Annotated in this window: 12 protein-coding genes; 8 read left to right on the top strand and 4 right to left on the bottom strand. The window is 55.6% G+C overall.

The window, feature by feature from the left end; genetic code table 11:
• Positions 1-120 precede the first annotated feature (120 nt).
• On the bottom strand, positions 121-2262 hold the full coding sequence (pta, locus tag RTN40_RS16195; protein ID WP_312229358.1) for a phosphate acetyltransferase: 2142 nt from the start codon (positions 2260-2262) through the stop codon (positions 121-123).
• A gap of 80 nt (positions 2263-2342) precedes the next feature.
• On the bottom strand, positions 2343-3545 hold the full coding sequence (gene ackA / locus RTN40_RS16190; protein ID WP_312212287.1) for an acetate kinase: 1203 nt from the start codon (positions 3543-3545) through the stop codon (positions 2343-2345).
• Between the two features lie 338 nt (positions 3546-3883).
• On the opposite strand from ackA, the gene yfbV reads away from it, so the two are divergent.
• The 4 genes from yfbV to RTN40_RS16170 all read left to right on the top strand — a co-directional run bounded on the left by yfbV (position 3884) and on the right by RTN40_RS16170 (position 7507).
• Entirely contained in the window at positions 3884-4339 is a 456-nt protein-coding gene (yfbV, locus tag RTN40_RS16185) for a terminus macrodomain insulation protein YfbV (protein WP_312229357.1), read from the top strand.
• Between the two features lie 80 nt (positions 4340-4419).
• A complete protein-coding gene (locus tag RTN40_RS16180) occupies positions 4420-4914 on the top strand; it encodes a YfbU family protein (protein WP_103818998.1) in 495 nt (164 codons plus the stop codon).
• A complete protein-coding gene (locus RTN40_RS16175) occupies positions 4914-5585 on the top strand; it encodes a sugar phosphatase (RefSeq protein ID WP_312229356.1) in 672 nt (223 codons plus the stop codon). Before RTN40_RS16180 ends, RTN40_RS16175 begins: the two co-directional genes overlap by 1 nt.
• A gap of 89 nt (positions 5586-5674) precedes the next feature.
• Positions 5675-7507: an SLC13 family permease gene (locus RTN40_RS16170; RefSeq protein ID WP_312229355.1), complete on the top strand. Its 1833-nt coding sequence runs from the start codon at positions 5675-5677 to the stop codon at positions 7505-7507.
• 17 nt (positions 7508-7524) lie between these two features.
• On the opposite strand, the gene yfbR is transcribed toward RTN40_RS16170, so the two are convergent.
• Positions 7525-8130, bottom strand: coding sequence for a 5'-deoxynucleotidase (gene yfbR, locus RTN40_RS16165; protein ID WP_312229354.1), 606 nt, complete (start codon positions 8128-8130; stop codon positions 7525-7527).
• Between the two features lie 81 nt (positions 8131-8211).
• Positions 8212-9426 (bottom strand): alanine transaminase AlaA, encoded by a 1215-nt coding sequence (gene alaA / locus RTN40_RS16160; RefSeq protein WP_103819002.1) that lies wholly within the window; start codon positions 9424-9426, stop codon positions 8212-8214.
• Between the two features lie 859 nt (positions 9427-10285).
• Between alaA and lrhA the strand changes: the two genes are divergently transcribed.
• From lrhA to nuoC, 4 genes are all read left to right on the top strand, one after another.
• A complete protein-coding gene (gene lrhA / locus RTN40_RS16155) occupies positions 10286-11224 on the top strand; it encodes a transcriptional regulator LrhA (RefSeq protein ID WP_312229353.1) in 939 nt (312 codons plus the stop codon).
• Between the two features lie 648 nt (positions 11225-11872).
• A complete protein-coding gene (nuoA, locus tag RTN40_RS16150) occupies positions 11873-12316 on the top strand; it encodes an NADH-quinone oxidoreductase subunit NuoA (RefSeq protein ID WP_042389569.1) in 444 nt (147 codons plus the stop codon).
• 15 nt (positions 12317-12331) lie between these two features.
• Complete coding sequence (nuoB, locus tag RTN40_RS16145; RefSeq protein WP_042389571.1) at positions 12332-13006, top strand: NADH-quinone oxidoreductase subunit NuoB; 675 nt, start codon at positions 12332-12334, stop codon at positions 13004-13006.
• A gap of 87 nt (positions 13007-13093) precedes the next feature.
• Complete coding sequence (gene nuoC, locus RTN40_RS16140; RefSeq protein ID WP_312229352.1) at positions 13094-14896, top strand: NADH-quinone oxidoreductase subunit C/D; 1803 nt, start codon at positions 13094-13096, stop codon at positions 14894-14896.
• Position 14897: the final 1 nt, after the last annotated feature.

The raw sequence follows: 14897 nt of genomic DNA, 5'->3' as shown, positions 1-14897 counted from the left end.
CTCCCGTTATCAGGTTAAATCGTTCCTGTTAACCCTAATAGAAGAAGCGGAGGAGGGCGAATTTGCACCAAAAAAAAGGGCCACGGCAGCGCCATGACCCTTAAGCAGCGAGGTATAAGCTTACTGCTGCTGAGAGGACTGAATCGCGGTCAGGGCGATGGTGTAGACGATATCGTCAACCAGCGCGCCACGGGACAGGTCGTTCACAGGCTTACGCATACCCTGCAGCATCGGCCCGATGGAGATCAGGTCGGCAGAGCGCTGTACCGCTTTGTAGGTGGTGTTACCGGTGTTCAGATCCGGGAAGATGAACACGGTAGCGCGACCAGCAACCGGTGAGTTCGGCGCTTTGGATTTCGCGACGTCAGCCATTACCGCGGCGTCATACTGCAGCGGGCCGTCGATCATCAGGTCAGGACGTTTCTCCTGCGCCAGACGGGTCGCTTCACGCACTTTCTCTACGTCGCTACCCGCGCCGGAGTTACCGGTGGAGTAGGAGAGCATGGCTACGCGCGGCTCGATACCGAAGGCAATCGCGGAGTCAGCGGACTGAATCGCAATTTCGGCCAGCTGTTCAGCGGTCGGATCCGGGTTGATTGCGCAGTCGCCGTAAACGTAAACCTGCTCCGGCAGCAGCATGAAGAACACGGAGGAGACCAGCGAGCTGCCCGGTGCCGTTTTGATCAGCTGCAGCGGCGGACGGATGGTGTTCGCTGTAGTGTGAACCGCACCGGAAACCAGACCGTCAACTTCGTCCTGCTCCAGCATCAGGGTGCCGAGAACCACGTTGTCTTCCAGCTGTTCACGGGCAACGGCTTCGGTCATGCCTTTGCTCTTACGCAGCTCAACCAGGCGGGCAACGTAGCTTTCACGCACCACTTCCGGGTCAACGATTTCGATGCCAGCGCCCAGCTCAACGCCCTGAGAGGCCGCAACGCGGGTGATCTCATCCGGGTTACCCAGCAGCACGCAGGTCGCGATGCCGCGCTCGGCGCAGATGGCTGCCGCTTTAACGGTACGTGGCTCGTCACCTTCCGGCAGCACAACGCGTTTGCCAGCCTGGCGCGCCAGCTCGGTGAGCTGATAGCGGAACGCAGGCGGGGAGAGACGGCGGCTACGCTCGGAGGTTGCGGTCAGGGATTCGATCCAGTCCGCGTTGACGTAGCCTGCTACATACTCCTGCACTTTCTCGATACGTGCATGGTCATCAGCCGGCACTTCCAGGTTGAAGCTCTGCAGGCTCAGCGAGGTCTGCCAGGTGTTGGTGTTAACCATGAATACCGGCAGGCCGGTGGCAAAGGCGCGTTCGCACAGCTTAGCCACGCGAGCGTCCATCTCATAGGCACCGGTCAGCAGGATCGCGCCGATCTCAACGCCGTTCATCGCGGCCAGGCAGGCGGCAACCAGCACGTCCGGACGGTCAGCGGAGGTCACCAGCAGAGAGCCTGCGCGGAAGTGCTCCAGCATGTGCGGAATGCTGCGCGCACAGAAGGTCACGGACTTCACGCGGCGGGTGTTGATGTCGCCTTCGTTAACGATGGTGGCGTTCAGGTGTTTCGCCATATCGATTGCACGGGTGGCAATCAGATCGAAGCTCCACGGAATGGCGCCCAGCACCGGCAGGGAGCTGGATTCGCTCAGCTGAGCCGGATCGATGCTGATCACTTTCGCTTTGGAGGAGTCATCGAAGATCTCAGAGAGATCCGGACGAGTACGGCCCTGCTCATCAACCGGGGCGTTCAGTTTGTTAACGATCACGCCGGTGATGTTGGTGTTCTTGACGCCGCCGAAGCTGTTGCGGGTCAGCTCGATACGCTCTTTCAGCTGCTCCTGGGTATCGGTACCCTGAGACATGACAAAGACGATCTCAGCGTTCAGCGTTTTGGCGATTTCGAAGTTCAGCGACTGGGCAAACTGGTGTTTGCGGGTCGGGACCAGCCCTTCAACCAGCACCACTTCCGCGTCTTTCGCGCTCTCGTGATAGCGGGCGATGATCTCTTCCATCAGCACGTCTTTCTGGTTGCTGGAGAGCAGAGACTCAACGTGGCTCATCTTCAGCGGTTCAGCGGCAGGCAGATTGGAGTTCGCACGCACGATAGTGGTGGTCTGGTCTGGCGCATCGCCACCGGCACGCGGCTGGGCGATAGGTTTAAAGACGCTCAGACGAACGCCTTTGCGTTCCATAGCACGGATCACGCCAAGGCTGACGCTGGTCAGGCCGACGCTGGTTCCGGTAGGGATCAGCATAATAATACGGGACACGGTATATCCTCTTTTTCGTTACCGCCAATAATTTGGCGCGATACAAAACAGCACCGCCAGCGTGGGCTGGCGGTGTGGAATCAGGCAGTCAGACGGCTGGCGTCTTGGGCGATCACCAGCTCTTCGTTGGTCGGGATGACCATCGCGAGGGTGGTACCCTCTTTGTTGATGTAGCCGGATTTGCCGAAGCGGGCAGCCAGGTTACGCTCGTGGTCAACCTCGAAGCCCAGCACGCCCAGTTTGCCCAGAGAGAGTTCGCGAACCATTGCCGCGTTCTCACCGATACCACCGGTGAAGACAACCGCGTCCAGACGACCTTCCATCAGCGCCGTGTAGGAGCCGATGTACTTCGCCAGGCGGTGGCAGTAAACGTCCATTGCACGTTTAGCGTCTTCTTTGCTCGCGTAGTTGTCTTCAACATAGCGGCAGTCGCTGGTGACTTCGGTCAGGCCCAGCAGGCCGGACTCTTTGGTCAGCATTTTGTTGATCTCTTCCACGCTCATACCCAGGGTATCGTGCAGGTGGAAGATGATAGCCGGGTCGATATCACCGGAACGGGTACCCATCACCAGGCCTTCCAGCGGGGTCAGACCCATAGAGGTATCAACGCATTTACCGTTACGGATTGCAGAAACGGAGCCGCCGTTGCCCAAGTGGCAAGTGATAATGTTCACCTCTTCTACCGGCTTGTTCAGCATTTTTGCTGCTTCCTGCGTCACGTAGAAGTGGCTGGTGCCGTGTGCGCCGTAGCGGCGAACGCCGTGCTCTTTGTACAGCTTGTACGGCAGGGCATAGAGGTAGGACTCTTCCGGCATAGTCTGGTGGAACGCGGTGTCAAATACGGCCACGTTCTTGTCTTTCAGCTGCGGGAAGGATTTCAGCGCTTCAGCGATACCGATCAGGTGAGCCGGGTTATGCAGCGGTGCAAAAGAGGCGGAGTCTTTGATGCCCTGAATAACGGAGTCGTCGATAACCACGGAGCTGGTGTATTTTTCGCCACCGTGCACGATGCGGTGACCAATTGCGGTCAGCTGTGCAGACAGTTCTGGTTTTTGTGCCAGAATAGTGTTAACGATAAAGTTCAGTGCTTCACTGTGAGCGGCACCTGCACCTAAAGCAGCTTCTTGTTTACCACCGTCCATTTTCCATTTGATACGTGCTTCAGGAAGATGGAAGCATTCGGCTAAACCAGAGAGGTACTCTTCACCGTTCACTGCATCGATGATTGCAAATTTCAGTGAGGAGCTACCGCAGTTCAGAACCAGTACTAACTTACTCGACATGGAAGTACCTATTTTTGATACGTGGCTAAAAAAACGTCAGTGAGTCTTTCAGCGTAGCGCATGTTGACGCTGACATTTATGATTAACATCATGCCAGAACGATTTTTTGGCACGATGAAAGAGAATACTGTTGAGTTTATGCCATTTTGACCCCATGTGAGGAGTTGGCATACTGGGCGTTACATTGACGACGTTGCGTTCTTCGTCTAAGGCCCACTCAGGCGGGCACAGAATACCCGATACTGGGTAGCGATGACAAAATATTTTGAACGTTGTCATGAGCAGTTGTTGTTTTGCACAAATTTTTTAATTTTTATATGTGAAGTTGAGGTAACGCCATGAACACTCCTGAGAATCGGCCTGTGAGCTTTTTCAGTTTGTTTCGCCTGGGTCAGCATTACTCGAAGACCTGGCCTATGGAAAAAAGCCTCGCTCCCGTCTTTATTGATAACCGTATTATTCGCGCCACTCGCTACGCGATCCGCATCATGCCCCCTGTTGCTGTCTTCACCCTTTGCTGGCAGATAGCCCTTGGCGGCCAGCTGGGTCCTGCGGTGGCGACCGCGCTTTTTGCCCTGAGCCTACCGCTACAGGGACTGTGGTGGCTGGGCAAGCGCTCCGTTACGCCGTTGCCGCCGGGTATTCTGCACTGGTTCTATGAGGTGCGTGGTAAATTACAGGATGCGGGCCAGACAATGGCGCCGGTCACCGGCAAACCGGATTATCAGGCCTTAGCTGACACGCTTAAGCGCGCTTTTGGCCAGCTCGACAAAACTTTCCTTGATGATTTGTAATTGACCCCTGATTACGCATATAAAAGAAGGCACATAATCTATGTGCCTCTTTTTTTTCCGATGTGATACGGGAGTGTAAGATGGAAATGACCAATGCCCAACGGCTGATTTTATCCAATCAGTACAAAATGATGACGATGCTCGATCCCACCAATGCCGAACGCTACCGCCGTCTGCAAACCATCGTCGAGCGCGGCTTTGGCCTGCAAATGCGCGAGCTGGACCGCGAGTTTGGCGAGCTGCCGGAGGAGACCTGCCGCACCGTTATCGATATCATGGAGATGTATCACGCGCTGCATGTTTCCTGGGCCAACCTGAAAGATACCCAGTCCATCGACGAGCGCCGGGTCACGTTTTTAGGCTTTGATGCCGCCACCGAGGCGCGCTATCTGAGCTACGTGCGCTTTATGGTCAATACCGAAGGGCGCTACACCCACTTTGACGCGGGAACGCACGGCTTTAATGCCCAGACGCCAATGTGGGAAAAATATCAGCGTATGCTGGGAGCATGGCACGCCTGTCCACGCCAGTACCACCTGAGCGCAAACGAAATCAACCAGATTGTTAACGCCTGATGGGGGCCGCCGTGCAGTATCAGGGTTTTTTGTTTGATTTAGACGGTACGCTGGTGGACTCTCTGCCAGCCGTAGAGCGAGCCTGGTGCAACTGGGCCGATCGCTTCAACCTTTCTCACGACGAGGTGCTGGGTTTCATCCACGGCAAGCAGGCGATTACCTCGCTACGCCACTTTATGGCTGGGCGCAGCGAAGCGGAGATCGCCGCCGAGTTTACTCGCCTGGAGGAGATAGAGGCGAGCGACACCACCGGCATCGTGGCGCTGCCCGGGGCGGTAGCGCTGCTTAATCGACTTAACGATCTGGCGATCCCGTGGGCGATAGTAACCTCGGGATCGATGCCGGTCGCGCGCGCGCGCCATCGTGCGGCGGGCCTGCCGCTGCCGGAGGTTTTTGTCACTGCCGAGCGGGTTAAGCGGGGCAAACCGGAGCCGGATGCTTATCTGTTGGGGGCGGAGCTGCTGGGGCTTGCACCGCAGGCCTGCGTGGTGGTGGAAGATGCGCCTGCCGGGATCCTCTCCGGCCTCGCCGCAGGCTGTCGCATGATTGCTGTTAACGCCCCGGCGGAGACCCCCTGCTTGAGCGACGCCGATTTCGTCCTGCAAAGTCTGGAGCAGATCGCCGTGACCCGCCAGGCCGACGGCAGCGCGCAAATAAGTAAAAATGGGTAATAACCGCTCATCCTATTGATTTAGCCCCGCCTGCGCGGGGCTTTTTTATGGCACACTTCCGTTATCCCCGCAATTAACAAGGATACGTTGTGAACGGTGAACTGATTTGGGTGCTGTGTTTGCTGGCCATTGCCGTGGTGCTTTTTGCCACCGGCAAGGTGCGCATGGATGCCGTCGCACTGCTGGTGATCGTCGCCTTCAGCCTCAGCGGCACCCTGACCCTCAGCGAGGCCTTCTCCGGCTTTAGCGATCCCAACGTCATTCTTATTGCCGCGCTGTTTATTATTGGTGACGGGCTGGTACGTACCGGGGTCGCCACCAGTATGGGGGCCTGGCTGGTGAACGTAGCGGGCAGCAGCGAAATCAAGATGCTGGTGCTGCTGATGCTCACCGTCGCCGGGCTGGGGGCCTTTATGAGCTCCACCGGGGTGGTCGCCATCTTTATTCCCGTGGTGCTCAGCGTCTCAATGCGGATGCAGATCTCCCCGTCGCGCCTGATGATGCCGCTGAGCTTCGCCGGTCTTATCAGCGGTATGATGACGCTGGTCGCCACGCCGCCAAACCTGGTGGTGAATAGCGAGCTGCTGCGAGAGGGGCTGCCGGGCTTTGGCTTCTTTAGCGTCACCCCGCTGGGGGTCACCATTCTGCTGTTGGGCATCGTCTATATGCTGGTTATGCGCTTTACCCTAAAGAGCGAAGGGCAGGAGGGACCACATGACGGCTGGAAGCGGCGCACCTTCCGCGATCTGATCAAAGAGTATCGTCTGGCGGGGCGTGCCCGGCGGCTGGCTATCCGTCCCGGCTCGCCGATGGTTGGTCAGCGCCTCGACGATCTTAAACTCCGGGAGCGCTACGGGGCCAACGTCATTGGGGTTGAACGCTGGCGTCGTTTTCGCCGGGTGATCGTCAACGTCAACGGCGTATCGGAGTTTCGCGCCGGAGACGTACTGCTGATCGATATGTCCGCCGCCGAGGTCGATCTGCGGGAGTTTTGCAGCGAGCAGCTGCTGGAGCCGATGATCCTGCGCGGCGAGTACTTTTCCGATCAGGCGCTGGACGTGGGGATGGCGGAGGTATCGCTGATCCCCGACTCAGAGCTAATTGGAAAAACGGTGCGCGAGATGGGCTTTCGTACCCGCTACGGCCTGAACATGGTAGGCATTAAGCGTGACGGGAGCGCTATTAGCGGGCCGGTGGGAGATGAACCCTTACAGCTGGGAGATATTTTTCTGGTAGTCGGTAACTGGAAATTGATTAGCCAGCTGGCGCAGAAAGGGCGCGATTTTGTGGTGCTGAATATGCCTATCGAGGCCGGGGACGCCTCGCCCGCTCACAGCCAGGCTCCCCACGCCATCTTCTGTCTGCTGCTAATGGTCGCCCTGATGCTTACCGATGAGATCCCCAACCCGGTGGCGGCGATTATTGCCTGTCTGCTGATGGGCAAATTTCGCTGTATTGATGCCGCCAGCGCCTATAAAGCGATCCATTGGCCGAGCATCATTCTCATTGTGGGTATGATGCCGTTCGCCCTGGCGCTGCAAAAAACCGGCGGCGTCGATCTGGTGGTGAAGGGGCTGATGCAGTTTGGTGGCGGCTACGGACCGTATATGATGCTGCTCTGCCTGTTCATCATGTGCGCCACTATCGGACTGTTTATCTCCAATACCGCTACGGCAGTGCTGATGGCCCCGATAGCGCTGGCGACGGCCAAATCGATGGGCGTTTCGCCGTACCCCTTTGCCATGATGGTGGCCATGGCAGCGTCGGCAGCCTTTATGACCCCGGTCTCCTCACCGGTTAACACCCTGGTGCTGGGGCCGGGGAACTATAGCTTCAGCGATTTCGTGAAGATTGGCGTACCGTTCACATTGATTGTAATGGTGGTGTGCGTGGTGCTGATCCCCGTGCTGTTTCCATTTTGATTTTTCCGGACAACTTCCTATAACGGTGAATCCTGACTTATCTCATCCAGCGACAGATGGAAGCTCGGCACAAATACCGCCATAAAGTAGTCCATCTCCGGGCTGCGGCGGGCGGCGAGAGTCTTCTCCAGCCGGGACTTCGCCAGCGAGAACTCGTTGTTGCCGGCGGATAGCTCCTCCAGACACTTCAGATAGGCGCAGAGGGCATCGGCCTGCTTCACCAGCGACTTTTCCTCCTCGCTGTAGTGCTGCTCATCGATCAGCCCGGCAAAGATATCCCGCAGCTCCTCCGGCACCATATCTACCAGCTTCTGCTGGGCGATCTTCTCGATAGCCTTATACTCCTGGGCAATCTGCGAGTTGAAGTACTTTACCGGCGTCGGCAGGTCGCCGGTCAGCACCTCAGAGGCGTCGTGATACATAGCCAGCAGGGCGATACGTTCAGGGTTAGCCTGGCCGCCAAACTTACGGTTTTTAATTGCCGCCAGAGCATGAGCAACCATTGCCACCTGCAGGCTATGCTCAGAGACGTTTTCGGTACGCACGTTGCGCATCAGCGGCCAGCGGTTGATTAGTTTCAGGCGGGAGAGATGGGCGAAAAAGTGGCTTTGACTCGTACTCATAATGGACCCTGTCAGTAACGGCGCTAAGGAACCATTGTGCGCAGAGAGCAGGGGAAGATGCAAATCTTCCCCTTGTTAAGCTTACTGATGGTAGCCGGAGAGGAAGCGGCTAAAGCGGTTGATAGACATCTCCAGATCGTCCAGGCGCGGCAGGGTCACAATACGCACGTGATCCGGCCACGGCCAGTTAAATGCCGTTCCCTGTACCAGCAGCACCTTCTCCTGCAGCAGGAAATCCAACACCATCTTCTGGTCGTCATGAATATTGAAGCGCTTGATGTCAATTTTCGGGAACATATAGAGCGCGCCTTTCGGCTTGGTGCAGGTTACGCCTGGGATCTCGTTGATCAGCTCCCAGGCGCGGTTACGCTGCTCATAGAGCCGTCCGCCGGGCACGATAAATTCACTAATGCTCTGATAGCCGCCAAGCGCGGTCTGGATCGCGTGCTGGGCCGGCACGTTGGCGCACAGACGCATGGAAGCCAGCATCTCCAGCCCTTCAATATAGCCTTTCGCATGCTTTTTCGGTCCGTTAAGCACCATCCAGCCCTGACGGAAGCCCGCCACGCGGTAGGTCTTAGAGAGACCGTTAAAGGTAATAGTCAGCAGGTCGGGGGCCAGCGCGGCAATGGAGTGGTGCTCCGCCTCGTCGTAGAGGATCTTATCGTAGATCTCATCCGCGAAGATAATCAGGTTGTGCTGGCGGGCGATTTCCACTATCTCCAGCAGCAGCTCTTTGGAGTAGACCGCGCCGGTGGGGTTGTTTGGGTTAATGATCACAATTCCCCGGGTGCGGGGGGTGATTTTCGCCCGGATATCATCCAGATCCGGGAACCAGTCAGACGATTCATCGCAAAGATAGTGTACTGCTTTGCCACCGGAGAGCGACACAGCCGCCGTCCACAGGGGATAGTCCGGGGCCGGAACCAGCATCTCATCGCCGCTATTCAGCAGCGCCTGCATGGACTGCACGATCAGCTCAGAAACGCCGTTACCGATATAGATATCTTCTACGGTGACGTCGCGCATGCCGCGTGCCTGATAGTGCTGCATAATCGCTTTGCGTGCGCTGTAGAGTCCTTTGGAGTCGCTGTAGCCCTGCGCCGTCGGAAGATGACGGATAACGTCTACGAGGATCTCATCGGGGGCGTCGAAGCCAAAGGGGGCAGGGTTACCGATATTAAGCTTCAGTACCTTGTTACCCTCTTCTTCAAGACGTTTTGCCTCTTTCAGAACCGGACCACGAATGTCATAACAGACATTGTCTAATTTGCTGGATTTTTCGATGGGGGACATGAATCGTTGACCTTTTAGCTGTTGGTGCTACTTCCTGCCGTGGAAGTCAGCACGGAACAATGTACTCCCCCGAATGCCAGTTTAGAAGGGTGCACAGAAGAAGATTTTGCCGCTGACTGTGTGGCGACACCGGTTTTTTACGCTGCGGATGCGCGGATGAAACTGCTAATAATTTCGTCAAAAATATCAATTTTGGCTTAATCTGTTGCTCGATCGCAAAATTACCGCTGTTATCACTGTGTTGCGTATCGCTGGCAGACCGCTTTTTGTTATTACCTTAAGTGCCGGTGCAGAGAAATGGGGAGAGATCCAGCGTAAACAGAGCAGAAGGGTAAAGGGAAAGTTAAGTCCTATTCAGGACAGGTTCTATTATTAATTAATAATTATTTAATACGATACCTTGCGATTATGGAGGATTGTTAATATTAATAGCATCAGGCTCTCCGGTATAACACCAGGGGGTTAAGGTCATCCGCATGGGTACTTATAACTAATGCGGGTATGAGGTAAGATGACCAGCAGAGACGACGGCTAAAAGCGATAATGCCACACGCTTAATTCTCTGGCTGAATATACAATTAATTGATATTAAGAAATTTTTCCCGCTAATCTTCCTGAGATGATTCGGTAAATGATTTTCGATTGCGTTCAGTGATGCCGTAATAGCATGGGACTTCGTAAAATAATTTGCAGTGTAGTGCTGTATGTATATATAGAGGTTCGCGAACGTAAGCGAATTATTAGCAACGATCGGTTTTTGTTCCGTTCGTGCAGCCTGTCTCTCAACGGAGATTGCTTAAATCTTTGAACACAGCAAAAGCCGGGGTGCTCGTCAGGAGCACCCTGTAAGTGAAAACATATGATTAATGCAAATCGTCCGATACTCAATCTCGATCTCGATCTGCTGAGAACGTTCGTTGCCGTTGCCGACCTCAACACCTTTGCGGCTGCCGCGGTGGCGGTATGCCGAACGCAATCAGCGGTAAGCCAGCAGATGCAGCGTCTGGAGCAGCTGGTGGGCAAGGAACTTTTCGTTCGCCACGGCCGGAATAAGCTGTTAACTGAACACGGCATCCAGCTGCTGGGCTATGCCCGAAAAATCCTGCGCTTTAATGATGAAGCCTGTAGCTCATTAATGTTTAATAATTTGCAGGGGGTATTGACCGTCGGCGCCTCGGACGACTCTGCGGATACTATTTTGCCGTTTCTGTTAAACCGTATCAGTGCGATCTATCCCAGACTGGCGCTGGATGTGCGGGTAAAGCGTAACCTCTCGATGGTTGAGATGCTGGCGGCCCAGGAAGTCGATCTTATGGTCACCACCCATCAGCCCCATCCGTTTGAACACCTGACGCTGCGTACTTCGCCAACGCATTGGTACTGCGCTGCAGAGTATGTTCTGCAGAAGGGTGAGACGCTGCCGCTGGTCTTCCTTGACGATCCTAATCCCTTCCGCGACGGCGTACTGAATACGCTTGATGCAGCCGGTATTCCCTGGCGGATGGCCTACGTGGCCTCGACGCTCTCAGCGGTGAAGTCGGCAGTCAAAGCCGGACTGGGTATTACCGCCAGGCCGGTAGAGATGATGAGTTCCGATCTGCGCGTGCTGGGACCGAGCGACGGTTTGCCGGTGCTGGCGGAAACCGAATATCTTCTCTGCCATAATCCGCAAAGCCAGAACGAACTGGCCCAGGTGGTTTTCCAGGCCATGGCTGACTATCAGGCCCCCTGGCACTATGGTGCCACGACGCCACAGGGCGGGGACGGTTCGCTTGTGGTAGAAGGGGGCTTTGACTAAGCCGGGGAAGATAAGGTAGTAGGGTTGCCTGACGCAGGTCATATTCTGTTAAAAAACCGGGCGGGCCGCTGGTAGCATAAAATTCGCCAGCGGCGTGTTTCAAACGCCATTTCAGCACTTATTATCAAGAATCATTTTTTATTGCGTTGTATATCAGTGAGTTAAACACGCCCGCCGCCAGTAAACCCTATTTTATATGCTACTATGCATAGCGAAAGTTCATGTTAAAAAACAAGTCTGATTGTTGCCGTTTTTTTGTGTGAATTAACAAAAGCGTGTCACAGATCAAGAAAATACTCCCATAGAGGGGGAGGAATCCTGCCAAAATCCTGTCAAAATAAGAGGGTACTTTTTGTTTCAGCGCACAACGGACACGATTCAACAGCGCTAAACACCCTATAAAAAATGGGTGTTGATGGAAAAAAAGGCATTTTATGTTAATGAATTGCTACCGCTGTAAACTAATGTGAAGGAACTTTTGTTCTAAGTTGACAAAAGGTTATAGAAAGGAGTAAAAAACCCCATCATTTAGCTGTCTAAGCCGTTTCTAACAGTGAGTGTAAGGTTTTTTTTGTTCCTCCCTTAAACAGTGTGGCGTCCATCTGCCGAGAAGAGCAGAGGTAACGGTGCCACTTTTTGAGTTAAGCAATGCGTATGTCAACATCCACTGAAGTTATTGCTCATCACTGGGCATTCGCGATCTTTCTTATTGTTGCCATTGGCTTATGCTGCCTGATGCTGGTCGGCGGCTGGTTACTGGGCGGGCGCGCCCGCGCGCGGCACAAGAACACGCCTTTTGAATCGGGTATCGATTCCGTAGGCACCGCTCGTCTGCGCCTCTCTGCTAAGTTCTATCTGGTCGCCATGTTCTTCGTCATCTTCGACGTCGAAGCGCTCTACCTGTTTGCATGGTCAACCTCCATTCGCGAAAGCGGCTGGGTTGGCTTTGTTGAGGCTGCAATTTTTATTTTAGTGCTGCTGGCTGGTCTGGTTTATCTGGTGCGTATCGGCGCGCTGGACTGGACGCCCGCGCGTTCACGCCGCGAGCGCTTCAACCCTGAGTCAGGCAATATCACTAACCGTCAACGCTAACAGCGAGGCAATAAGATGGATTACACGCTCACCCGCATCGATCCCAACGGTGAGAACGACCGTTACCCCCTGCAAAAACAGGAGATCGTAACCGACCCCCTCGAGCAAGAAGTTAACCGCAGCGTGTTCATGGGCAAGCTCGAAGACGTCATGCACGGCATGGTTAACTGGGGCCGTAAAAACTCTATTTGGCCATACAACTTCGGCCTCTCCTGCTGCTACGTTGAGATGGTGACCTCCTTTACGGCGGTGCACGACGTGGCACGCTTTGGCGCTGAAGTACTGCGCGCCTCGCCACGCCAGGCCGACCTGATGGTAATCGCCGGTACGCCGTTTACCAAAATGGCCCCGGTTATTCAGCGTCTGTACGATCAGATGCTGGAGCCGAAGTGGGTTATCTCCATGGGTGCCTGCGCCAACTCCGGCGGCATGTACGATATCTACTCCGTAGTGCAGGGCGTTGATAAATTCCTCCCGGTTGATGTGTATATCCCGGGCTGTCCGCCGCGTCCAGAAGCCTATATGCAGGCGCTGATGCTGCTTCAGGAGTCGATTGGCAAAGAGCGTCGTCCGCTCTCATGGGTAGTGGGCGATCAGGGCGTCTATCGCGCCAACATGCAGTCAGAGCGCGAGCGCAAACGCGGCGAACGCATTGCTGTTACCAACCTGCGTACGCCGGACGAGATTTAATTTGCGCCTGCGGGCCGTGGAAAACCCCTTCGCATAATAAACTTATAGCGCGAAGCCACGCCCGGCAGTCACCACGGACCCTTTGCAATGGTGAACATTATGACCGACTTAACCGCGCAAGATGCGTTCTGGCAAACCCAGGATCACCTGGATGACCCAGTTATTGGCGAACTGCGCAACCGTTTTGGGCCGGATGCCTTTACCGTTCAGGCGACCCGCACCGGCGTCCCTGTTGTTTGGGTAAAGCGTGAACAGTTACTGGAAGTGGGCGATTTCTTAAAGAAACTGCCGAAGCCTTACGTCATGCTGTACGATCTGCACGGCATGGACGAACGTCTACGCACGCACCGCGACGGTCTGCCCGCCGCGGATTTTTCCGTTTTCTACCACCTGCTCTCCATTGAGCGTAACCGCGACATCATGCTCAAGGTCGCGCTGTCAGAAAACGATCTCAACGTGCCGACCTTCACCAAACTCTTCCCCAACGCCAACTGGTACGAGCGTGAAACCTGGGAGATGTTTGGCATCAATATCGAAGGCCATCCGCACCTGACGCGCATCATGATGCCGCAGACCTGGACCGGCCACCCGCTGCGTAAAGACTACCCGGCGCGCGCCACCGAGTTCGATCCGTTTGAGCTGACCAAAGCCAAGCAGGATCTGGAGATGGAGGCGCTGACCTTCAAGCCAGAAGACTGGGGAATGAAACGCGGCACCGCCAACGAGGACTTTATGTTCCTCAACCTCGGGCCGAACCACCCGTCAGCGCACGGTGCGTTCCGTATTATCCTGCAGCTTGACGGTGAAGAGATCGTCGACTGCGTACCGGATATTGGCTACCACCACCGTGGCGCAGAGAAGATGGGCGAGCGTCAGTCCTGGCACAGCTACATTCCGTACACCGACCGTATCGAATACCTCGGCGGCTGCGTGAACGAGATGCCGTACGTGCTGGCGGTTGAGAAGCTGGCAGGTATCAAGGTGCCTGAGCGCGTTGATGTTATCCGCGTCATGCTCTCCGAGCTGTTCCGTATCAACAGTCACCTGCTCTATATCTCGACCTTTATTCAGGACGTCGGGGCGATGACGCCGGTCTTCTTCGCCTTCACCGATCGGCAGAAAATCTACGATCTGGTTGAGGCCATCACCGGCTTCCGTATGCACCCGGCCTGGTTCCGCATTGGCGGCGTGGCGCACGATCTGCCGCGCGGCTGGGACCGCCTGCTGCGTGAGTTCCTCGAGTGGATGCCGAAGCGTCTGGACTCCTACGAGAAGGCCGCGCTGCGCAACACCATTCTGATTGGCCGTTCGAAGGGCGTAGCTGCCTACGGCGCGAAAGAGGCGCTGGAGTGGGGCACCACCGGAGCTGGCCTGCGCGCCACCGGTATCGACTTCGACGTACGTAAGGCGCGTCCTTACTCTGGCTATGAAAACTTCGACTTTGAGATCCCGGTTGGCGGCGGCATCAGCGATGCCTATACCCGCGTAATGCTGAAAGTGGAAGAGCTGCGCCAGAGCCTGCGCATTCTTGAGCAGTGCCTCAACAACATGCCGGAAGGCCCGTTCAAGGCGGATCACCCGCTGACAACGCCGCCGCCGAAAGAGCGCACGCTTCAGCATATCGAAACCCTGATCACTCACTTCCTGCAGGTTTCCTGGGGTCCGGTCATGCCGGCCAACGAATCCTTCCAGATGATTGAGGCAACCAAGGGTATCAACAGCTACTACCTGACCAGCGATGGCAGCACCATGAGCTACCGCACCCGCGTGCGTACGCCGAGCTTCCCGCACCTGCAGCAGATCCCTGCGGCGATCCGTGGCAGCCTGGTCTCTGACCTGATTGTCTATCTGGGTAGTATCGATTTTGTTATGTCAGACGTGGACCGCTAAT

The organism is Pseudescherichia sp. (assembly GCF_031987975.1).
Lineage (GTDB): Bacteria > Pseudomonadota > Gammaproteobacteria > Enterobacterales > Enterobacteriaceae > Pseudescherichia.
The sequence above is the reverse complement of the archived record's forward strand: the minus strand, read 5'-3'. Positions and strand labels throughout refer to the sequence as shown.